General features: G+C 43.8%; 20 protein-coding genes. 10 read left to right on the top strand and 10 right to left on the bottom strand.

Annotation, left to right across the window (positions count from 1 at the left end):
• Positions 1-27 precede the first annotated feature (27 nt).
• The gene (locus ACMXYR_RS01215; RefSeq protein WP_415902601.1) at positions 28-1,134 is read left to right on the top strand and encodes a glycosyltransferase family 4 protein; all 1,107 of its coding nucleotides are present in this window, start codon (positions 28-30) and stop codon (positions 1,132-1,134) included.
• Positions 1,135-1,337: 203 nt separating this feature from the next.
• Complete coding sequence (locus ACMXYR_RS01210) at positions 1,338-2,597, top strand: O-antigen ligase family protein (RefSeq protein ID WP_415902600.1); 1,260 nt, start codon at positions 1,338-1,340, stop codon at positions 2,595-2,597.
• Here the strand turns inward: ACMXYR_RS01210 and ACMXYR_RS01205 are convergent.
• From ACMXYR_RS01205 to ACMXYR_RS01190, 4 genes are read right to left on the bottom strand one after another with little or no spacing between them, the layout of a single operon-like run.
• Positions 2,590-3,894: a hypothetical protein gene (locus ACMXYR_RS01205; RefSeq protein WP_415902599.1), complete on the bottom strand. Its 1,305-nt coding sequence runs from the start codon at positions 3,892-3,894 to the stop codon at positions 2,590-2,592. The genes ACMXYR_RS01210 and ACMXYR_RS01205 overlap by 8 nt on opposite strands.
• Before the next feature lie 26 nt (positions 3,895-3,920).
• Positions 3,921-4,904 carry a glycosyltransferase family 9 protein gene (locus tag ACMXYR_RS01200; RefSeq protein ID WP_415902598.1) on the bottom strand — a complete coding sequence of 328 codons (984 nt, stop codon included), beginning with the start codon at positions 4,902-4,904 and terminating at the stop codon, positions 3,921-3,923.
• Complete coding sequence (locus ACMXYR_RS01195; protein ID WP_415902597.1) at positions 4,894-5,685, bottom strand: glycosyltransferase family 2 protein; 792 nt, start codon at positions 5,683-5,685, stop codon at positions 4,894-4,896. The genes ACMXYR_RS01200 and ACMXYR_RS01195 overlap by 11 nt, the downstream gene beginning before the upstream one ends.
• Entirely contained in the window at positions 5,678-6,418 is a 741-nt protein-coding gene (locus ACMXYR_RS01190) for a hypothetical protein (protein WP_415902596.1), read from the bottom strand. The genes ACMXYR_RS01195 and ACMXYR_RS01190 overlap by 8 nt, the downstream gene beginning before the upstream one ends.
• A gap of 490 nt (positions 6,419-6,908) precedes the next feature.
• On the opposite strand from ACMXYR_RS01190, the gene lpdA reads away from it, so the two are divergent.
• Positions 6,909-9,044 carry a dihydrolipoyl dehydrogenase gene (gene lpdA, locus ACMXYR_RS01185; protein WP_415902595.1) on the top strand — a complete coding sequence of 712 codons (2,136 nt, stop codon included), beginning with the start codon at positions 6,909-6,911 and terminating at the stop codon, positions 9,042-9,044.
• Here lpdA and ACMXYR_RS01180 read toward each other — a convergent pair.
• From ACMXYR_RS01180 to ACMXYR_RS01165, 4 genes are all read right to left on the bottom strand, one after another.
• Entirely contained in the window at positions 9,035-9,523 is a 489-nt protein-coding gene (locus ACMXYR_RS01180) for a hypothetical protein (RefSeq protein WP_415902594.1), read from the bottom strand. The genes lpdA and ACMXYR_RS01180 overlap by 10 nt on opposite strands.
• 208 nt (positions 9,524-9,731) lie before the next feature.
• The gene (locus ACMXYR_RS01175; protein WP_415902593.1) at positions 9,732-10,580 is read right to left on the bottom strand and encodes an MTAP family purine nucleoside phosphorylase; all 849 of its coding nucleotides are present in this window, start codon (positions 10,578-10,580) and stop codon (positions 9,732-9,734) included.
• Between the two features lie 9 nt (positions 10,581-10,589).
• Entirely contained in the window at positions 10,590-11,501 is a 912-nt protein-coding gene (locus ACMXYR_RS01170) for a radical SAM protein (RefSeq protein ID WP_415902592.1), read from the bottom strand.
• 17 nt (positions 11,502-11,518) lie between these two features.
• The gene (locus tag ACMXYR_RS01165) at positions 11,519-12,202 is read right to left on the bottom strand and encodes a TIGR04282 family arsenosugar biosynthesis glycosyltransferase (protein ID WP_415902591.1); all 684 of its coding nucleotides are present in this window, start codon (positions 12,200-12,202) and stop codon (positions 11,519-11,521) included.
• Positions 12,203-12,385: 183 nt separating this feature from the next.
• Here ACMXYR_RS01165 and nfsA point away from each other — a divergent pair, with 183 nt between their 5' ends.
• From nfsA to ACMXYR_RS01150, 3 genes are read left to right on the top strand one after another with little or no spacing between them, the layout of a single operon-like run.
• The gene (nfsA, locus tag ACMXYR_RS01160; RefSeq protein ID WP_415902590.1) at positions 12,386-13,123 is read left to right on the top strand and encodes an oxygen-insensitive NADPH nitroreductase; all 738 of its coding nucleotides are present in this window, start codon (positions 12,386-12,388) and stop codon (positions 13,121-13,123) included.
• A 34-nt stretch (positions 13,124-13,157) separates the two neighbouring features.
• The gene (locus tag ACMXYR_RS01155) at positions 13,158-14,390 is read left to right on the top strand and encodes an EAL and HDOD domain-containing protein (protein WP_415902589.1); all 1,233 of its coding nucleotides are present in this window, start codon (positions 13,158-13,160) and stop codon (positions 14,388-14,390) included.
• Between the two features lie 11 nt (positions 14,391-14,401).
• Positions 14,402-15,148 (top strand): sulfite exporter TauE/SafE family protein, encoded by a 747-nt coding sequence (locus ACMXYR_RS01150; protein WP_415902588.1) that lies wholly within the window; start codon positions 14,402-14,404, stop codon positions 15,146-15,148.
• Positions 15,149-15,240: 92 nt separating this feature from the next.
• On the opposite strand, the gene ilvD is transcribed toward ACMXYR_RS01150, so the two are convergent.
• Positions 15,241-17,082: a dihydroxy-acid dehydratase gene (ilvD, locus tag ACMXYR_RS01145; RefSeq protein ID WP_415902587.1), complete on the bottom strand. Its 1,842-nt coding sequence runs from the start codon at positions 17,080-17,082 to the stop codon at positions 15,241-15,243.
• 231 nt (positions 17,083-17,313) lie between these two features.
• Between ilvD and ACMXYR_RS01140 the strand changes: the two genes are divergently transcribed.
• The 4 genes from ACMXYR_RS01140 (at position 17,314) to ACMXYR_RS01125 (ending at position 20,192) form a co-directional block, all read left to right on the top strand.
• A complete protein-coding gene (locus tag ACMXYR_RS01140; protein ID WP_415883180.1) occupies positions 17,314-17,559 on the top strand; it encodes a hypothetical protein in 246 nt (81 codons plus the stop codon).
• Between the two features lie 294 nt (positions 17,560-17,853).
• A complete protein-coding gene (locus ACMXYR_RS01135) occupies positions 17,854-18,117 on the top strand; it encodes a PepSY domain-containing protein (protein WP_415902586.1) in 264 nt (87 codons plus the stop codon).
• 14 nt (positions 18,118-18,131) lie between these two features.
• Positions 18,132-18,821: a response regulator transcription factor gene (locus ACMXYR_RS01130; RefSeq protein ID WP_415902585.1), complete on the top strand. Its 690-nt coding sequence runs from the start codon at positions 18,132-18,134 to the stop codon at positions 18,819-18,821.
• Between the two features lie 9 nt (positions 18,822-18,830).
• A complete protein-coding gene (locus tag ACMXYR_RS01125; protein WP_415902584.1) occupies positions 18,831-20,192 on the top strand; it encodes an ATP-binding protein in 1,362 nt (453 codons plus the stop codon).
• On the opposite strand, the gene argA is transcribed toward ACMXYR_RS01125, so the two are convergent.
• On the bottom strand, positions 20,189-21,526 hold the full coding sequence (gene argA / locus ACMXYR_RS01120; RefSeq protein WP_415902583.1) for an amino-acid N-acetyltransferase: 1,338 nt from the start codon (positions 21,524-21,526) through the stop codon (positions 20,189-20,191). The two genes, ACMXYR_RS01125 and argA, sit on opposite strands and share 4 nt — an antisense overlap.
• Positions 21,527-21,691 lie beyond the last annotated feature (165 nt).

Genomic DNA, 21,691 nt, shown 5'->3' with positions numbered 1-21,691 from the left:
TCTAATACTTTCTCTGGAACAACTTCAATGAGCAAGCAAATTCTACAACTATGCCTATCACCCGATTTAGGTGGCCTTGAGCTTTATATGCAACGCTTAAGCAGCTATCTAAATAACGAAATAGGCATTCATGTGGCTGTTGCTCAAAATGGTAAGCTAGCTTCGTCTCTATCTGAAAATGTTGATCTGAAAATGTTGCAGCTACATAGACATGCATGGAAAAATATTTTCAAAAATGCAAAGCAATTAGCTACCTACATAGATACCAACAAGATAGATTTGATTCATTTACATTGGACGAAAGATCTCCCTGTAAGTGTGTTGGCTAAAAAGCTAAGTAAACGTAAGCCCAAGCTCGTGCAAAGTCGACATATGAATATGACGCGTTTCAAGAGTGACTTCTATCATCGCTGGCTCTACAAAAACCTTGATCTAATGATTGCAGTAACACAGCAAGTTAAAGATCAAATCACGCAATACATTCCACAGGAGATTAGACCGACTGTTGAAGTTTCTTATATCGGTGCTCCGATATATCAACCTTTAGACAAAGCCTCACAAGAAGCTCTGAAAGAGAAGTACCAACTTACTGAAAGCTTTGTGATAACACTCGCCGGTCGCATTGAGCCTGCCAAGGGCCAAGGTCTATTAATTGACGCGTTACAAAAGCTTAATAAGCCAAACGCAAAAGTCATGTTTATTGGCAACCCAATGGACGAAAGCTATCTAGAGCAATTAAAAAAACAGATTTCTGATAAAGGGTTATCGTCACAAGTTACCTTCACCGGCTTTGTGAATAACGTCCAAGATCTGATGGCTATTAGCGATTGTGTTGTACTTGCAACAAACAAAGAAACATTTGGCATGGTTCTAGTAGAAGCTATGCATACAGGTACTGCTGTCTTAGCCAGTAATAGCGGCGGGCCACTAGAAATAATCGATCACGAACAGGATGGTTTACTGTTTGAGAATCAGAATGCCGACGACCTCTCGAAGAAACTAGCTGCTTATATCGAGGTTCAAAACCTTAGACACAAACTATCAGAGTCAGGCCGGCTAAAAGCATTGTCAAAATTTGAAAGCCAAAAACAATTTAAACAAGTTCTAGACTTACTAAACAACATCACTAGATAAAAGTAATAGAGCACTCAAACTAGACCTAAGCATGACAAAAAATCAAAATTAGATCTTCATTTCAACTACCTTTCCTTTAAAATATACCTGCGGACCACTTCATGAACTCTACTTTTGAGGCCCAAGAAATAAACCGCAGGTTAGTAAAAAGAATGTAACAATAATATAGAATCGAGAGTCAAATGGTAGCTAGCTTAAAAAACATGGACATTTTAGCCTTAGCTAGATACTACCTCACAGCTGCAACCTGTGGATTGATTGTTTTTTCCGTAACCTTCCAGAATAGCTACAACTTATTTTTCGCTCTGATTTTTTTCTCATACATATTTTTTATCAGCTCAACAGTGCGCCAAAATATTCACCTAAGCCTTATTGAGAAAAGTCTTATCATCATTATGTGCCTGTATATTGCGGCCTTCATTTTAGAGGTATTCTTATTTGGAGAAAAAACGAGACTATTAGATAAGCCTGCTAAGGTACTTTTACTAATTCCACTCATCCCTCTGCTGAATGTAGTAAAACCAGACTTTCGTTATCTGACATATGCATTTATAGCTGGCTCTTTATTTCTATTTCTGTCAGCTAGTTATGATAGGTATATCCTCAATTACCACAGAGCTGGCAATGATATTAATGCAATTCAATTTGGAGCAATATCAATTGCGATTGCATCTGCAGGATTTGCATTGGCAGTACGCCTGAAAAAAAATACATTTTTTTTCATACTACTCTGTTTTATGGCAACGGGAGGTATTTGGGCTGGAATTCTGAGCCAGAGTAGAGGTAGCATCATCGCCATTCCAATTGTTGCTTTTATGATTGGGATACTATGTTTTTTTGAGCTGAATATTAGCAAAGTAAAAATAGCAGCTTTTAGTATTTTACTCATAACCTGTACAACCATATTGATATACAACAGTCCTATTAAGAATCTCTACCAAAGAGCTTTCGACAATGTAGCCGCCTTTAGTAGTGGTTCAAAAACAAACACATCCAGTGGTATCCGCTTGGGGCAGTGGAAGATAGCATTAGAGGCGGGCCAACAATCACCTCTTTTAGGAATGGGGTATTCGAATTTTAATTCATATAAAGACCAACAAGTACTTTCTGGACGATATGGACAAGAATTACTTAAATTCAATAATTCTCATAACACTTACGTTAACTCATTTGCTCGTCGCGGATTGATTGGATTACTTTCCGTCATTCTATTTTTAGGCTTTCCAATCTATTTAGGGATACAAGCTTGGAGAAAATCCCCTAAGGAAATAGCGCCTTACGCTGTTGCTCTTTCCACTTTTGGCAGTGTCTTCTTTATTGCGAATATCACCCAAGAAGTAATTTTCCTAAATACTGGCATCATCATGTATACAGGATTATTGGTGATATTAACCAGTATGCTTGCTGAACGGATTAAGGCAAGTGAGTCAGATCCAGCCGAAGAACAACTATCATCTAACTAATAATATAGATTGGGCTGTTGGATATTCTGGCAGTCTTTTTATTCAAAGTAGCAGCTGATTTATCCATCAACTGTTTATTTTCTACACTTATATTTTCTTGCCTCAAATACTCTAACAAAGGCAGTTCAACCTCATTACCCCAAAGTACAATTACATCTCGATCTGATTGACGGTCTTTGCAAGCAAGCCGATATACCTCTCCTTGCTTTTGGTAATGTTGCACTTCCACATTCCCTAAAACGTCGAGCATAGTTTTGTAAACCCAAAAGGCTTCTCGTGTACGTAAGCCTTCTCGACTATCAACCAAACCATAACCGGGCGCTATAAGTTGATGCCAGTGGACAGATTCAACTCTTTGAGTAGCAAGAGCCTGCAAATGATAACGAAGCAAAAAGTTCGCATAGTCGCTTTCGCTTACACACTCTGTTTCGCTTGTCGGCGCCCAAGGTGCTGTATTGGATAGGGGCCAATTTGCTTCTGTCAGCAGTAATTTACTGGACGTTTTAGGACTTAATCTGGCGATACTGTGCAGGAGCGTAATTTTATTAAAGGTATCAAACACCTTCATTTGTGGATTCTCTGGTGCTCCTCTTCGATCTACGTAAAGCAGCGCAGCCACTTTATCAAACTTCAATTTAAAGCCATTAAACAAAGCTCTAATCAGGTATGGGTATTCAAAGTCGATAACTGAGGGGCCTAATAGCTTTAAACCCTGAAACTGTTGATCTCGAACCTTCTGTACCACCTGATAAAACTGTAGATACTCAGCTACTGAGAAGAAGCCCCACTTAGAACGATTGATCGTGGTTCCTATTTGGAACTGCTTTACTAAAGGAGAGAAAACTTCAAAAACACGAGCGATATCTGTAGCAAGCAGTTGATGATCACCAATATGCTGGCGATCTTGTACTACCACTAAGAGAATTTCTTTCTCTCCAAACCCGGCCACAAACTGATAATACTCATCGATACGATCCATTTCCGACAGGAAAAAACGCACCTGTAAGCTTTTACAACCTAGCTCCTCAACCAACACATATTGCTCTTCCCCTTTGTCTAAATTGACACACAGGGAAAAGAAATGGACCGAAGACGGCTCAACTTTACGATTAAAGAACCAAGCGATCAGAGCTAAAGGAAAGACTAAGCAAGATGTCAAAAAGGTAAGCAAGTAGTCCTTAAAATGCTTACGTTTCATCCGCTTTTTATAAGCTCTATCCGTGATGATTCGCGGTTGATCGGAATAGTGATCCCATGGATGCAGATCATCATCTGAACTAGGTTTAAGCGCTGGCAAGACGCTCTCCTTCTAAACACATAGTTTTAAACCTGCTCCGTTAATTGAAGTAGCTCTTCTTCGATTGCAGAGTACAGCTTGTCCGAATAGTCTTGCGGGACAGTAAAGTTGTGTTGGTTTTCAGGTTGATTGACCGAAGCCCATCGAGCCGGAGAAGCAACCTTTACATCACCGAAGAAGGATATAGTTTTAAGATTAGACCCAGCGGCTAAATGCATGGGGCCCGTCGACGTACTGACAAACAAAGAGAAGTTACTTAACAGCAGAGCAAAGTCATAAACGCTACCCTGCGATCGGTGCAAAACTACCTGATCTCCCAGTGCCACCTCGGCTTCAGCAATTAACGATTCATCATCAGGGCCAAAGGTAAACACGACCCGGCGTTTGTTCTGTTTAATCACTGCTTGAGCTAGCCGGATATAATCTTGCAGCGTTAGATTACCATCTGTACTCCCACCACTACCCGGATGAAAAGCAACTATAGGGAGGTCACTCTCTAACTGATATTGCGCATTGAATGCTTCCAGAGCCCGAATTGAATCAGCCTTAGAAAAGCCAAACAAAGGCGCCTGTATACCCGTTTCGATTTGACTATCAAACGCTTTTAGAAGATCTAAGTTATAAGCAAACTCTGTTTTTTTCACCTGACTGCGACGCTGCTTAACTCGACAGTTAAACCAGATCTGCGCCAGTTTAGTCGCCGGTCCTATGCGCTTAGGAATGCCCGCTCGCCATAAAAGAAAACCTAATTGAGAATCGATAAACGCAGAGATACTTACGGAGCAGTTTGCCTTTTTAACCGCCGTTAAAGTAGCCCCAAGATTATCAGGCTGATACTCAATCACCTCATCAATATACGGTAACTGCTGCGCTAAACTGAGATTTATCTTAGACACTAAAGCAACCAAGCGCAGCTCTGGTCTAGCTGCCTTTAGGCATTGGAACATCGGCAGAGCAACAACAAAATCGCCAATCTTGTCGTGGCGAGTAATTAAGACACTAGTTGTCATTGGCGCTCTCTACCCTACCGCTACTGTCTTTGGCTGCTTTATTCAGCTCATACAGCTTCATATATTTATAAAAATTCGTCGCCATATGTGAAAAGGCGATAATCAATCCTGCAGACCCATCCATAAAACCACGCTTTAAGAAATAGGTTTTAAAGAACGAATAAATGCCATTCAAGCTAGCTTTAAGCGGCGAAGACTTCTTTATGCCTTGCTTATCTTCTGCAAAAAGAGAGGAGTACTTATCAAGCTTAACAATGAACTGAGAGATATTCTGATAAGGATAGTGACGAACGGTACCTGCTAGGTTTTCGACTTCGAAGCCTTCGGTGACAACAAGCTCATGCACTTTACTGCTATTAAAGTTGGTCTTGGTACGATCATACAGACGCACGATCACATCCTTACCCCAACAATGCTTAACTTCACGCTCTTTGTAAAAGTTACTGCGCGTAATTGAATACACCTTATCAGAGTCTAATGAGCGTTGTGCCAATGCAGAGATAAACTCATCTGCAAGCACTTCATCCGCATCCAATGACAATACCCAGTCATGCTTAGCATAACTAGCAGCACGCTGTTTCGTTTCACCAAAACCTAAAAATGGCCCTTCGACCAAATTTACATTCTCGAAGTTGGACACCAGTGATTGTGTACCATCATCCGATCCATTGTCATAGATCACCACATCGGTAAAACAGGCCAAAGCTTCCAAAACAGGAACAATAGTTTCTGCGCCATTTTTAACGATAATAACGCATGATATATGGTCGATATTAGTCATTAACGGGCTTACCTTTTAAGCGCTTCTTGAAGTTCTTAAAGCGTTTATTCTTGTTAGAAAAGAGCTTTACCTGCTCTGCAAAATCATCAGGAACAGTGCTATGTTGAGCGTACTCTTTTGCAATCACATCTAAATCTTCGTCTCTCGCCCAGAGTTTTTCAAAACCCCGTGCTCGCATTTCGTTATCGAGCTCAAGTTTTAGCATGCGATTAACATCAACAATCTTAAACTCATACCCACCATCAGCGAGTTTTCGGATCAAGATATTACCCGGCGAATAATCTTTGTGGAAAAACCCAGCATCGTGCAGCGCTAAAGAGAACTTCGCGAATGCCTTAAACACTTCAGGTCGATCCGGAAAATCCAAGTCCAGTAACGGCTCACGGATCGTAAAATCATACGCGTAATGCTCACTGACAAAATAACTATTAGAAATTAAGCCACCGTCAAAGTACTCAACATAGGCAACAGGTGTTGGCGTAAAGTCACCCAATAACAGAGAGTTCTGATAAGATTTTTCAGCTTTACTCGGCCTAAGGTACGTATAGATACAACGCCTTAGTAAGTTCGGCACTTTGAAAGATTTCAAGACCAATGATTCATCTAAGCAATCAACTATCTTTAATTCATTCCGGGCTTTATGAATGGATGTATCACTGCTATCAAACAAAGCAGGCACATCTTTCAAAATCGAACTAAAGCGCTGACAATTTGGATTTACGACTAATTTCATAAGGTTAGATGCATCTCAATAGCCTAAACAGGATCAATACGCTACCGTTTAGGCTCAAAAGGCACAGAGCCTTTTCTACAATTTAAAACAACGGATTAAGGCGCAGTTTAACATAAGCTGATTTATTCATATCATTGATTTACTCCTAAGATACATAGGGAGCCTGCGAACAAGTCCTATACGACTTAGGCTTACAGAGCAATTGAAGCACGAGGCAATGATTACAGGCATGCTGGTTGCCTGTCGAAAATCATTAACAAAGTGATTCAGTTGCTCTGCGAGCCCCAGAGGGTGGGGTCTAAAACGACCATCTACTTTGTCAGCCAACTTGAAAAGGTCTAGACATTTCACTGCGCTGGCTTTCGCGTATCTGGTCGTTTTATAGCCCACTGAGAAAGTATTAGACTTATTCGTAGGCTCCCTAAGGAAAATGAAACTTTCCTATTTTATATCTGTCCTAGAAGCTTCTGAATTTAAGTAGATATTATTGATGAAAAAGCTACCTCTACTCCTCGTTATCCTAAGTGCAATTGCGGCCTTTTTTATATTTGATCTGGCCCAATACTTAAATTTGGACTTTATCAAAAGTAATCAAACGAGCTTCGAACAGTATTACGCTGAGAACCCGATCAAGACAGTAGCGATCTTTTTTGGACTGTATGTGCTCGTTACAGGGCTGTCATTACCCGGTGCAGCCATTATGACGCTGATTGGCGGTGCACTATTTGGACTCGTTACCGGCTTACTCATCATATCTTTCGCCAGTACCATCGGTGCAACTTTAGCTTTTCTATGCTCTCGCTTTCTATTTCGTGACAGTATTCAAAACCGTTTTGGTAAGCAGTTACAGTCTTTTAATACCGGCATGGAAAAAGAAGGTGCTTTCTACCTCTTTACCTTGAGATTAGTGCCGATTTTCCCCTTCTTTATGATCAACCTAGGTATGGGCCTAACCCCAATTAAGACTTGGACATTCTATTGGGTAAGTCAGGTCGGCATGCTGGCGGGGACTACCGTTTATGTCAACGCGGGTACACAACTCGGCCAGTTAGAATCGCTCTCGGATATTTTGTCTCCAAAAATCCTACTGTCATTTACTTTATTAGGTTTATTTCCACTGATCGCCAAGAAAGTTATCGATCTACTTAAAGCAAAGCAGGTCTATGCCGGTATTCAAAAGCCTTCTACATTCGACACTAATATTGTTGTTATAGGAGCTGGTTCTGCCGGACTAGTCACCTCTTACATTGCAGCAGCAGTAAAAGCCAAAGTCAGTTTGGTTGAAAAGCACAAGATGGGAGGTGACTGTCTCAATACCGGCTGCGTGCCCTCTAAAGCTCTGATTCGTTCCGCTCGCTTTGTAGCAGATAGCAAACGTAGTCAGGAATATGGCATTGAGCACAGCGAGGTAAAGTTCAATTTCGCTGATGTTATGGAGCGAGTATCCAAAGTCGTTGAACAAGTGGAACCTCATGACTCGATTGAACGCTATACAGGATTAGGCGTCGATTGCGTGACCGGCAGCGCAACCATTCTTAACCCCTATGAAGTGGTCGTAAACGGAGAGATCATTACGACCAAAAATATTGTCATTGCCACAGGCGCTAGACCACGTATCCCTGCGATCAAAAACATAGAAGCCATGCAGCCACTGACTTCAGATAATCTGTGGCAGATACGCGAATTACCTAAACGGCTGTTAGTACTCGGCGGCGGCCCAATAGGCTGCGAATTAAGTCAATGCTTTGCTCGTTTTGGTTCTGAAGTGAGCATCGTTTTACGTGGCGATCACATTATGCCTAAAGAGGACAAAGACATCTCTGACTGGGTTAGTCAGCGCTTTGATCAGGAAGGCATCAATGTGTTAGGCAATCGCAAAATGTTGGAGTTTGTTGAACGAGAGGGAAGCAAATACCTTATTTGCGAACATAAAGGCCAGATGGAAGAGATTCCATTTGATCAACTTTTGGTAGCGACAGGGCGACAAGCTAATGTGAACGGCTTTGGCTTAGAAAATTTAGACATACAAACCAAAGCTGACGGAACTCTAGAAGTAAACGAGTACTTACAAACAAAATACCCGAATATCTATGCTTGTGGTGACGTAGCAGGCCCATACCAGTTCACACACGCCGCAGCTCATCAAGCTTGGTATGCAGCAGTAAATGCTCTGTTCGGTCGTTTCAAGAAGTTTAAGGTTGACTACTCGGTAATCCCCGCAGCAACTTTCACCGATCCAGAAGTCGCACGTGTGGGTTTGAACGAGTTAGAAGCTAAAGAACAGAATATTGCTTACGAAGTCACCAGCTTTGACCTTGAAGAGTTAGATAGAGCAATAGCCGACAGTGACAATCACGGTAAGGTCAAGGTACTAACTGTGCCGGGCAAAGATAAAATCCTTGGGGCAACTATCGTAGGGCCACACGCTGGCGAACTTATCACTGAATTTGTCACCGCCATGAAGCATGGCTTAGGCCTAAATAAAATTCTAGGTACCATTCATATTTACCCGACTATGAGCGAGGCGAACAAGTATGCGGCTGGTGAATGGAAGCGAGCAAACGCTCCACAAAAACTACTAGACTGGGTAGCGAAATTTCACCGCTGGGAACGTGGTCAAAAGTAACGCTGTTTTACTAATTTGATAAATTCAGGCCAGGCCTGTTGTAACCATAACCTCTGATAAAGGCAGGTGATTTTAAACCAGCCTTTATCTTCATATTTACGCGCACTGGTAGATAGAGGAACTGAACAACATTTCAGTTTTATGCCTTGTTGACGCGCATACCAAACGAACAAGTGATCTTCGCCATAAGCGGCAGCCTCTGGATACCCTCCTACCTCTTCAAATAAGAGCTTTGAAATTAAAAAGCCCTGATCGCCAAAGGGCACTCCCAAAAGCCGAGACCTGAGGTTCGCACCAAGCGCATTGATAGACATCCTAGAGGGCCCATCAGCAATAAAAGCGAGTGAACAATAATGCAGTCTCTCAGGGTATCGATTTAAATTTTCCAATAAGCTGGAAACTAAACCGCTTTCGAATCGACTATCTAAGTGAAGAAACCAAAGATATTGTCCCCCAGCCTCTTGTGCTCCTAGATTCATCTGTATAGCTCGACCAGACTCAGTGCATAACCACTTTACCGAGTAATTTGATAGAGAGGTGCAACTCTGAGCTAAAGCGAGTTGCGCTTGTTTACACACTACAAAAATCAGCTCAGCTCCGTCAGGGAGGTGTTGTAAGTCTTGCAACAATCCCTGAGGGACCTCTTCTTCAGCAGGCCCCACAGGAATAATGACTGAGAGGAAAGGCTTAGGCACTCAACAGTTCCAACAGCTCTTTCTGGGATTGGCCCAAGCTATCTCGCGGTGTTAATACAGCAGATGCCAAACTGCTGCGGCTATCACAATCAAACGCCTCTTCTGGGCTATTAATAAAGGCTGTGAGTACCGCCTTTGCTTTTTCTAAGCTTGCACCATAACGGGCAATCACCTGCTCCACACTCACATGATGTGCAGGATCATCCATCCAGCAGTCATAATCAGTTGCTATAGCAATAGTGCAATAACTGATCTGCGCTTCTTTTGCTAAAAACACCTCTGGCACGTTGGTCATCCCAACTAAGTCACAGGCCGCCGCGCCTCGCAAGAAAAAACTCTCTGCTCTGGTACCTAATCGCGGCCCATCTACACAGCCATAAGTTTTATTTCGATGCAGGGAAATACCTACCGATTCACCCGCTTTTTCAAGCGCATCAGCTAGAGGTTTAGAGGTAGGTTCAGCTGTAGAAACATGGGCTGCTAACCCATTACCAAAAAAGCTCTTCTCGCGGTTACCTTTTACAAAATCAAAGTATTGATCCGGCAACGACAGGTCACCCGGCTTTATCTCTTCTTGCAGACTGCCGACAGCGGATAAACCGATCACTTGGGTTACACCAAGCTTCTTTAGAGCCCAGATATTTGCACGGTAATTCACTTCTGAGGGCAGTAACTCATGACGACGACCGTGACGTGGTAGGAACAACAGATCCCTTTCACCCATCCGGCCTTGCAGAATAGGGGCAGAAGGGGAACCAAAAGGCGTCTCTATCTCATGCTCTCCCGTAACTTCTAACCCTTCTAACTGATATATACCTGTACCACCAATGATTCCTAACACACTCGCTCCTTATCCTTCACTACAAGACGCACCGTAAGCAAAACAGCTATAACAGCGATGATGCTTCATGCTTACTCGGTGCTCTAAACTTTCTCTTAAGCTACCGCCCAAATCGTACTCTTCGTCATCATCCACCAGCGTACAAGCATAGACTCGCATCTGACCATTTTTCTTCACCACCATTTTGCTAAAAGCGCACATAAAATCTTTACGGCTCTCTTCCGTTTGGTAACTGGTCATACATGCTGTAGTTACCTGAGGCACCTGAGGAAGGCTCCCCGGTGCGGCAAAGTCAGGGAATGCGACCAAATTAAGATCGCGCGGCAAACCGTATTCAACAAAGAGTGCTTTAAATGCATCATCAACCGACGCTTTATCTTCCTCTTTATCCATATGCCGAGCGACAGAAATATGAAACCCTAAATCATAAAGCTGCTTTAGGCCGTTAAGGGCGCTGACAAAGTTACCCTCACCGCGCCCCGCATCATGCTCTGCTGCTGTAGGCTTATCTAGGCTAACCCGAAAGCTAACGGGATAGTTCGACTGACTTAATGTCGCAACCTCAGCCATACGTTTTTGAATAGCTTCAGTCCCATTTGTTAAAACAAGGCAAGGCTTAAACTGGGAGGCATACGCTAATATTTTGATCAGCTGTTTAGCTAGAAACGGCTCACCTCCGGTAAATGAAAACTGCTCAACACCAAGCTCCAGAGCTTCATCGATATAAGGCTTCACATCCTCAAACTTAACCAGTTCCAAACGTTTATCGCCTGGAGCTGAACCTTCTAAGCAAAAAGGGCACTGCAAATTGCATGCGGTGCCAGTGTGAAACCATAATTCACGTAAAGTAAAAGGGTCGATATAGCCCCGCGCCTCACCTTGCGGGGTCTTATACCAATTTTCTGTATGGATACGCTGCATATATGACCTGTTTATTCCTAACTTGTAACCATCCTGTTATTCACTATAGGCGCTATCAACTGCAGTAATGCTTGCCTTGCTGTTCGCTGATCCGATTTAAGATCCTCGTTCAATCGAATCAGGTCTGCTTCAAGATCAATATCATAAGTCGGTGCGATATAGCCCACTGACAGCCCGGCATCTAAACAACACTCTTCAAGCCCTTGCGCTAAATGCTCAGTACTCCAAGGCAGAGCTTCGATATCCGGCCATGCCCGCCCTGAAGCCATCACGGTGACACCTCCGTCTTCGGCTTTACTGCAAACAACATCATAATCAGCCATCTTATGGCAAACCTGCTGAAGAAGATCCAAGGTTAAAATTGGTGCATCTGTACCGATAGTCACTATGTTTTGATGACCTTGCTCTCTCAAACGTTGATCAACTGCATTTATTCTGTCGCCAAGATTACCCGATGGCTGTGGAACCACCTGAACGTGCTCACCGTCCATCAATCCCTCTGCCCACTCAACCTCATCAACAGACGCGGGAGACAGAACTACCTTACCTGACCAAGCTTGCGCATCCTCGAGTGCACATTGCAACAAAGCCTTAGCAATTTCAAAAGTGGTTTCAGCACCTAGTGAGGCCGCAATACGTTGCTTACCCTGCCCAATACGAGGCTGCTTACAAAAGATTAATAGAGTGAAAGCTTTACTCATTTACAGGAGTAACCTTGATTCAAGTTTTTGATTTAGCCTAACTTATTGATAGACCTAAGCTTAACGCGATAGTTCAAGGAAAACATATTCCAACCTATAGCTAAAGTTAATCCGCTACCACCCTTCTGCTAAAACCATGGCTGTGATACAACTCAAGCTTAAAATTTTTATCGAAGGGCTGCTATGAATCAGGTTATCCAACTTCTTAACGCACATCGTTCTATCCGAAAGTTCACTGATAAACCTGTGAGCCAAGAACAGATCAATCGTTTTATTCAAGCAGGCCAAGCAGCAGCCACTTCGAGCTTTATACAAGCTTGCACCGTCATCCAAGTAAATGATTCAGAAAAACGTGCATCACTTGCAGAATGGGCAGGTAATCAAACCTATGTAAGAGAGGCGCCGAGCTTCCTAGTCTTCTGTGCAGATATGAAGCGCCATCAACTAAGTTGCGAGATGCACGATGCGGAGATGCTATCTGGATTTACCGAGCAATTTATTACGGCCACTGTCGATTGCGGACTATTTGCCCAAAACGTTGCGATAGCAGCCGAATCTGAAGGACTGGGCGTAGTTTATATTGGCGGTTTACGGAATAAGATTGATCTGGTTTCCGACACATTAAACCTGCCTGAACTGGTCTACCCCGTATTTGGCATGTGCATTGGTGACCCTGATCAAGACCCTGAAGTGAAACCTCGTTTACCATTGGATGTGGTTCTCAAGCAGGATCAATATAATGATAGCCAAGACCAAGAATTGATTGCTGAATATGACAGAGATATTCAAGCGTATTATATGAGTCGCACCGGTGGCCAAAAAGATATGACTTGGAGCGAACAAATCTCCGGAATGCTACAAAAAGAGGCTCGCCCTCATATGCTTTCTTTTCTACAATCACGCGGATTCCTAAAAAAATAAGCCTCAGAGACAATTCGGAGGTTCGGAGAGGACAATGAGCGGCGAAATCGATACTGAAGAGTCATTAGATCTGTTACTGGCAAGACAACCTGTTTTTAATAAAAGTCAGGATGTTGTTGCATATGCCCTTCTATATAGAGGGGATGATGAAGCAACTGAACGCAAGTTCAGCGATCACTTAGCAACCTCTTCGGTCATTCTAAATACCTACGCTAGCATATGTCAGGAAGGGGAAGTCAGATCTCTACCTTGCTATATTAAGCTAACAGACAAAACCATCATGTCTGAGCATTTCCCTGAACTTCCCAAGGAACACTTTGTACTTGAAGTTCTTGGCCATTCTGAGATTTCTCCAGAATTTATAGAAAGAGTAAGAGAACTTAATCAATTGGGTTACAGACTGGCTCTCTCAGATTACAAGCCAGACCCTAAGTTTGATCCTCTTTTAAATTTAGTCCACATACTTAAGATGGATATCCAATCTATTCCCACGGAATCCATTCCTGAACTGGCTAAGAAGCTACGTCCTTACCATTTAGAGCTATTAGCGGATAAAGTTGAAACACAAGAAGAGTTCAGAAAATGCTATGAGCTTGGCTTCTCTCTTTTCCAAGGCTACTTTTTAAGCAAACCCGAACCAGTTAAAGGGAAAAAATTGGGTAGCAGTAAGATGCTCCTCTTACAGATGATGGTTGAGCTTCAAAGCCCGACAGCCACGGCTCAATCTGTAGAGCAACTGGTCATTAATGACCCTCTACTGACTTATAGGATCTTAAGAGTTGTAAATTCAGCTGCATTTAATCTTAATCGCGAAATAGAATCTCTCTCCCACGCCATTAGCCTACTTGGCTTTGAACAGATCCGTAAATGGGTTAGCTTGTTCCTCGTAACAGATACTCAAGAGAAACCTGTCGAATTAACTCGCAGTATGCTTATCCGCGGCCGAATGTGTGAACTCCTTGCAGAGATGCTTGGCCGGGACCAACCTATCAATAACTTTATAACAGGGTTATTTTCAAAACTGGATGTTTTGTTGGATATGGAACTGCCTGAATTACTAGAGCAAGTACCTTTACAAAATGATGTTAAAGCTGCACTGATTAATTATGAAGGTCAACTTGGCCAGATTTTAGAACAGGTTAGCAAATACGAAGAAGGTGACTTTGAGCAGATCGATCTATTACTGGATCAACAATATTATGAAGTTGCATACCGGCACAGTTTGAATTGGTCGCAACAAGTGATGCAATCCCTAAGTGACAAATAATAGGCTTATTCTTGCCTATTCTTGAAAATATCGAACTCACCCTGCTGCTTATCTTTGCGGCAGCAGGAACTTCATTTATTACTGCCGCCATGGGGATTGGTGGCGGTGTTCTGCTGCTGGTAATTCTCGCCTCCTTTCTACCCGCTTCAGCTCTGATACCGGTTCATGGCCTTGTCCAGCTAGGCTCCAATGGTAATCGTGCAATTGTCACTCGACAGCATATCGACTGGGAGATGGTGATCAGCTTTAGTATCGGCGCTCTAATTGGCTCGGCACTAGCCTCACTCATCGTAGTACAGCTACCCCTGACGTTTATCCAAATTTCCGTTGCTCTATTTATTCTTTTTCTAGTCTGGGGACCAAAACCCGGTACGCATCAGATGAGCAGAAACGGCCTCATCGTAGCGGGCGCAGGCACAACATTCGCATCTATATTTGTCGGCGCGACTGGTCCTCTTGTAGCCGGTTTAGTGCATAGGCAAAATTACGACAAGCACAGCAGCACCGCTAATTTCGCTACCTGCATGAGCATGCAGCACTTACTCAAGATATTTGTATTTTCTTTTGTAGGTTTTGCGTTTTGGCAGTGGTTACCGTTAATCTTACTGATGATTTTAGGCGGTATGATAGGCACTTGGCTTGGGCTTAAAATGCTCAACCGCATTCCAGAAAAGCAGTTTAAAATGCTTTTCAAAACCGTTATTACAATTCTAGCATTACGATTACTGTGGCAAGCAGGCACTAGCTTTCTCAACTAATCTTTTCTTAGCTAAGGACATTTATTACATCTAGTTAGACACAAAAAAGGCAGCCTAAGCTGCCTTTTTATCTCTAAAATAACGACACGTATTTAGAATAATTTTTCCAGCTTAGAAAGATCTCGAACAGCACCTTTATCAGCTGATGTTGCCAACATACCGAATGCTTTCAGTGCAGCAGACACCTTACGTGGACGTGGCTCAACAGGTTTCCAGCCAAGCTTATCTTGCTCTGCACGGCGTTCTGCTAGCTCTTCATCAGAAAGCAACACATCAATTGTTCGGTTAGGGATATCGATACGGATAATATCGCCGTTACGAACCAGACCGATTGCACCACCCGCTGCAGCTTCTGGAGAAACATGGCCGATCGACAGACCAGAAGTACCACCAGAGAAACGACCGTCAGTCAGCAATGCACAGGCTTTACCTAGGCCTTTAGACTTGATGTAAGAGGTTGGGTAAAGCATCTCCTGCATACCCGGGCCACCTTTAGGGCCTTCGTAACGTACGATAACAACTTCGCCCGCCACTACTTTATCATCAAGAATATTCTGAACCGCTTCATCTTGAGATTCTGTAATGTGTGCAGGGCCTTCAAAAACAAGGATAGACTCGTCTACACCAGCAGATTTAACCACACAGCCATCTAGCGCGATGTTACCTTTCAATACAGCAAGACCACCTTCCAAAGAGAACGCATTCTCTAATGAACGGATACAACCATTCTCACGGTCACCATCTAGTGTTGGCCAGCGAGTAGATTGACTAAATGCTGTCTGAGTTGGGATGCCTGCAGGACCAGCACGATAAAACTCCAATACTTCAGGAGTTGGGTTACGCATGATATCCCACTTATCCAGTGCATCTTTCATCGTCGGAGCATGAACCGTTGGCACATCTGTGTGTAGCTTACCGGCACGATCAAGCTCACCCAAAATCCCCATAATGCCACCAGCACGGTGAACATCTTCAATGTGGTAATCAGGTGTATTTGGCGCCACTTTACATAGCTGAGGCACTACACGGGATAGACGATCAATATCGTCCATTGTGAAATCAATCTCAGCTTCCTGCGCAATCGCCAGCAAGTGAAGGATCGTATTCGTCGATCCGCCCATAGCGATATCAAGTGTGATGCAGTTTTCAAACGCTTTAAAACCAACAGAGCGCGGAAGAACTGATTCATCGTCCTGCTCGTAGTAGCGTTTAGCCAAATCTACAATGGTACGACCCGCTTCGAGGAACAAGTTTTCACGATCAGCGTGAGTTGCAACTACAGTACCATTACCAGGAAGTGCAAGACCTAGGGCCTCTGCCAAGCAGTTCATAGAGTTCGCTGTGAACATACCAGAACAAGAGCCACAAGTAGGACACGCAGAACGCTCTACTGCATCAACTTCTTCGTCAGATGCATTTGGATCTGCTGCAAGTACCATAGCGTCAACTAGATCTAGCTTGTGCTCAGCCAGTTTAGTTTTACCCGCTTCCATTGGGCCGCCAGTAACAAAAATTACTGGGATATTCAGGCGCATAGACGCCATTAGCATGCCCGGTGTGATCTTGTCACAGTTAGAGATACAAACAATCGCATCTGCACAGTGTGCATTTACCATGTACTCAACAGAGTCAGCAATAATGTCACGAGATGGCAAAGAGTAAAGCATGCCGTCATGACCCATCGCGATACCATCATCAACTGCGATAGTATTGAATTCTTTAGCAACACCACCCGCCTTTTCAATTTCGCGAGCAACCAGCTGTCCCATGTCTTTCAGGTGTACGTGACCTGGAACAAACTGAGTAAATGAGTTTGCCACAGCAATAATTGGCTTATGGAAATCCTCATCCTTCATACCTGTAGCACGCCATAAAGCACGTGCACCCGCCATATTACGACCTGCCGTCGATGTCTTTGAGCGATATTGTGGCATTTCAATGACCCTTGTTTGTAATAATTTTGCTTAGTTATCGAGTATAACAGAACCGTTGCGAAAACCGTCGTTCCAATATTGCTTTGTTCGCAACAGCATATACCACGAAATGCGTTACCAAATTGCACGGGGCTAATCCGACCAATAGATTAAAATTATGCATGTTCCGCCCCTTGCAGAGTCGAAGCCCGCACTCTAATCTTGGCAGCTTAGTTGTGTTAGAGGTTAATCATGTCCAACTTAGATAAAAAAGAGATTCGCTCTGACAAGTGGATGCAACTCTTCATCAAATCAGGCGTTCCTATCGCCATCATCAGCATTATCTGCTTGTGGGTGGGCTGGTTTTTCAAAATCCCTTCCCTAGGCCAGATATTCATTGTTACTGCAGCAATCGCGCTTGCGATAGGTATGGCTTACAACGTTCGCTTTGTCATTCTTTCCGTTAGACAATTAAAAGAAAAACAAAAGAAAGACTGATCCGCTTCCAAAAACTCGATTTCTCTCTGGGAAAGTTCTGTGGGGAAGCCTTCCCCACAGAATACCATTCACTTACGATACAGTTTCGCGCCCGTAAGCTAGGCTATAGATTCTCTAGATAAGTAATTTATCTGGTCACACGAACTATTTACTATCAATTCCATAGTACGGGATACTTAGAAACTAATGAACAATCGGTCCATCCTGTATTCTTCCGAGAGTCAGATATTAAGGCTTAATATTCTATTGTTTGTGTAATCTGAATAGCGACCTGCACCAATGAGGTTTTCCTACATGTTCAAGCAGCAAATTAAACATGCTGTAATTTTGCTAAGCCTTCTGACTGGCCTGGCATCCGTAGCGATGGCAGACGAGTCGCCATTAACGCTCAAGCAAGCTATGACCGCCGCGATTGAAGCAAGCGGTGGTAAAGTAATAAAAACAGAGACCACTGAATTTAAGGGGCGTGCTGTTTTTAAAATTCGCCTCGTTAAAGAAGGGCATGTAAAAGATGTCTTGATCGACGCCAAAAGCGGCGCTGTTATTACCCCCGAATAAGGAGTTTAAATACAATGAAGTTACTTGTTGTTGAAGACGATCCAGATCTACGCCGCCAATTGACGACTGCCTTAGAGGGTAACAACTACACAGTTGAAGAAACCGCTGATGGTGAAGAAGCGCTGTATATGGGGCAGGAATACCCATATGACCTCGCTATTGTTGACCTCGGTCTACCAAAGCTTTCTGGCATTGATGTGATCAAGAAATGGCGAGCAGAAGGTAAAGAGTTTCCAATTATTATTCTGACGGCCCGTGGCGACTGGCAAGATAAAGTAGAAGGTTTAGAAGCAGGTGCAGATGATTACTTGGTTAAGCCCTTCCACATGGAAGAGCTGCATGCGCGTCTAAACGCTTTGTTACGCAGAGCAGCAGGTCACTCGAAACCTGTGCTTGAATTTGGCCCGCTCAAAATCGATACCACGGGCCGCGTTGTTTACCGCAACGGCGAACCAGTTAAGCTAACAAGTTACGAGTATCGTACATTCGAATACTTGGTACTGAACACAGGCAAGACTATTTCGAAGAGCGAGCTAACTGAGCACTTGTACCATCAGGACTTCGACCGCGACAGTAATGTACTAGAAGTATTTATCCGTCGTTTGCGTCAGAAACTGGATCCAGATCAAGAGTTACAACCAATTACTACCGTCCGTGGGCTCGGCTATCGCTTTGCCCTCACAGCTGATCAGCCTAGCGACTAAGGATAGTTCGTGAATATTCGATCTCCCCTGCAGTCATTGCAGGGGCGACTGTTGATTGCATCAGCAGTCATTCTTCCAATCGTTCTTTTTATTGCAGGGTTAGCCTTGAGTAAGGCTTACCACAGCAGTTTAGAAAACTCGGTAAGAGACCGTTTACAGCTACAGGTTTACCTGCTGCTTGGTGCAGTGGAACTCAAAGAAGATCACATCCTCTTCCCGGATCGATTGCAGGAACCTCGCTACGATCAGATTAATTCCGGTCTATATGCCGCTATACATGATCAAGAGGGCAATATCCTCTGGCGCTCTCTATCATCGGTACTTCTAGACGACCCTCAGCTTTCTGAAGTGATAAATCTTAGCGGATTAACCACCGGCGAGCCGAGGTTTGAACATTTGGAAGAGGCACAACTCTACCGATTCCAACTACGCATCATTTGGGAAACAACAGGCAAAGAAAAGTCATTTCTGTTTACTGTAATGGAATCAGATGATCTCGTGATTAGCGATATCCAAGCTTATAACCAACAGTTAACGGCTTGGCTTGGCATCATTTTCCTCGTTGCGCTATTGGCGCAAACCTTCATCCTCAGTTGGGGCTTAACACCATTAAGACAACTCGCTAAAGATCTTAAGGCGATTGAAGCTGGTAAAGCAGAGAAACTTAAAGGCCTTTACCCTGATGAAGTTGAACCGATAACCACTAACCTTAACGGCTTAATTGAGAGTGAGCGAAAGCAACGAGAGCGCTATCGCAATACACTGGGGGATCTAGCCCATAGCCTAAAAACCCCACTTGCGGTTATGCGCGGCGCTGAGTTAGAGGAACACGAGCTACATACTTATCAGTCTTTGGTTTCTGAGCAAGTGGAACGCATGGATCAGATTGTTCAGTATCAGTTGAGCCGTGCCGTGAAGAGCAAGAATAAGCCGCTCGGTAAAGCGGTCGCTGTTGAGCCCATCATTGAACGAATGCTCTCGGCGCTTGGCAAAGTCTATCGAAATAAAAATGTTGTTACTGAAACATCTTTATCAGAAAACCTGACCTTCTTTGGTGATGAACGCGATCTCATGGAAGTGTTGGGTATGATCATGGAAAACGCGTTTAAGTACGGTCATAGTCAGGTTGCTATCTCTGCATCACAATCTGATCGAGAGTTAAAAATAACCATCTGTGATGACGGTCCCGGAGTAACACCAGAGATGCGCCAAGTCATTTTACAACGCGGCGCTCGCTTGGATACGTCAATTCAAGGACAAGGGATTGGCTTATCGGTAGCCACCGATATTATCAGTAGCTACCAAGGTCAGCTTGAAGTGAAAGACTCCCCACTTGGTGGAGCCTGCTTTAAGATTCACTTCCCAAGTTAAAGATTAAGCATAAACACTTTGGAATTGCGCTGGAGATTAAACAGCGCTTTCTTCTCACCCGGTAAGTTATCCACAGGGGTTTCGACAAAACCACGCTCAACAAACCAATGAGCCGTCTTAGTTGTCAGCACAAACACCTGCTTAAGGTTGTGCTGCAGCGCTTGCTGTTCAATCGCTTTGAGTAGCTTATCGCCTCGTTCAGCCCCTTTATATTCTGGTGAAACGACCACACAAGCGAGCTCTGCCATCTGATCCTCAGGGAACGGATAGAGTGCAGCACAGCCAATCACCACGCCATCGCGTTCGATAAGCGTGAAACGTTCGATCTCATTTTCTAAGACTTCACGCGAGCGCCTTACCAGCGTGCCATCCTGCTCTAAAGGTTGGATCAACTCTAACACCGCACCTACATCTTCAATCGTTGCAGAACGAAGCTGCTCGTAGGAATCCTGTAGCACCATAGTACCCGAACCATCACGGGTAAATAACTCGCCAAGCAGAGCACCGTCTTCTTTATAACTGATAAGATGACAACGACGCACACCCTTGCGGCAAGCAGCAACTGCGGCTTCTAAATGACGCGACATTTCCGTATGTGGTTGGTCTGTATCTTCCAATGAAGATAGATACTGCCCAACCAAGCGTTCAGCCTTGCGGGTCAATAATTCGCTACGCAATTTTCCCGAGCTATCCAAAACACCTTGATCCGCACCAAACAAAATCAACTTATCAGCATCTAAAGCACTGGCAGCAGCCGTCGCCACATCCTCAACAGATAAGTTAAAAACTTCACCTGTTGGTGAGTAGCCTAAGTGAGAAAGCAGAACGATATTGCCATCATCCAACTGCTGGGTAATAGCATCATGATCTAGACGACGCACTTCACCCGTATGAGCCATATCAACGCCGTCCAAAACACCAACGGGCTTCGCAGTCACAAAGTTGCCAGAAACAACCTTAATGCGCGCACCTGCCATAGGCGTATTCGGCAAGCCCAATGACAATCTCGCTTCAATTTCAGCCCGCACAATGGCGGAAGCCTGAATCACACAAGTCAGAGTTTCTTGATCGGTCACGCGAAGGTGATGATGCAAACGTGTCGTTAACTGCTTTTGTGCAAGCTGTTCTTCGACCTGTGGTCGCGACCCGTAGACCAAAATCAAACGCACACCTAAGCTATTCAGCAAGGCGATGTCATGCACGATGTTGGCAAAATTAGGATCAGCAACAGTTTCTCCACTCAACATCAGCACAAAGGTATTTCCCCGATGCGCATTGATATATGGAGAGGAGTGGCGGAACCAATTGACGTATTGTTTAGTGTCGTCGTTCACAGTCAGTCTACAAGCAGTTTTCAATGATTAGGTCTATTACGGCTACTGTAGGCTTAATCGGCACAAAAGCCAAATATTCATCCATCTGAACATTACTCGGCAAGAGTGATTTAAAGCCCTATCTTAGTGCGTTAGACTGCAAACTTAGATGGCAGCCTATAAAGA

The sequence above is a fragment of the Neptuniibacter sp. QD29_5 genome (assembly GCF_047778125.1).
In the GTDB taxonomy this organism is placed as follows: Bacteria; Pseudomonadota; Gammaproteobacteria; order Pseudomonadales; family Balneatricaceae; genus Neptuniibacter.
This window is presented reverse-complemented; position numbering and strand designations above follow the sequence as displayed.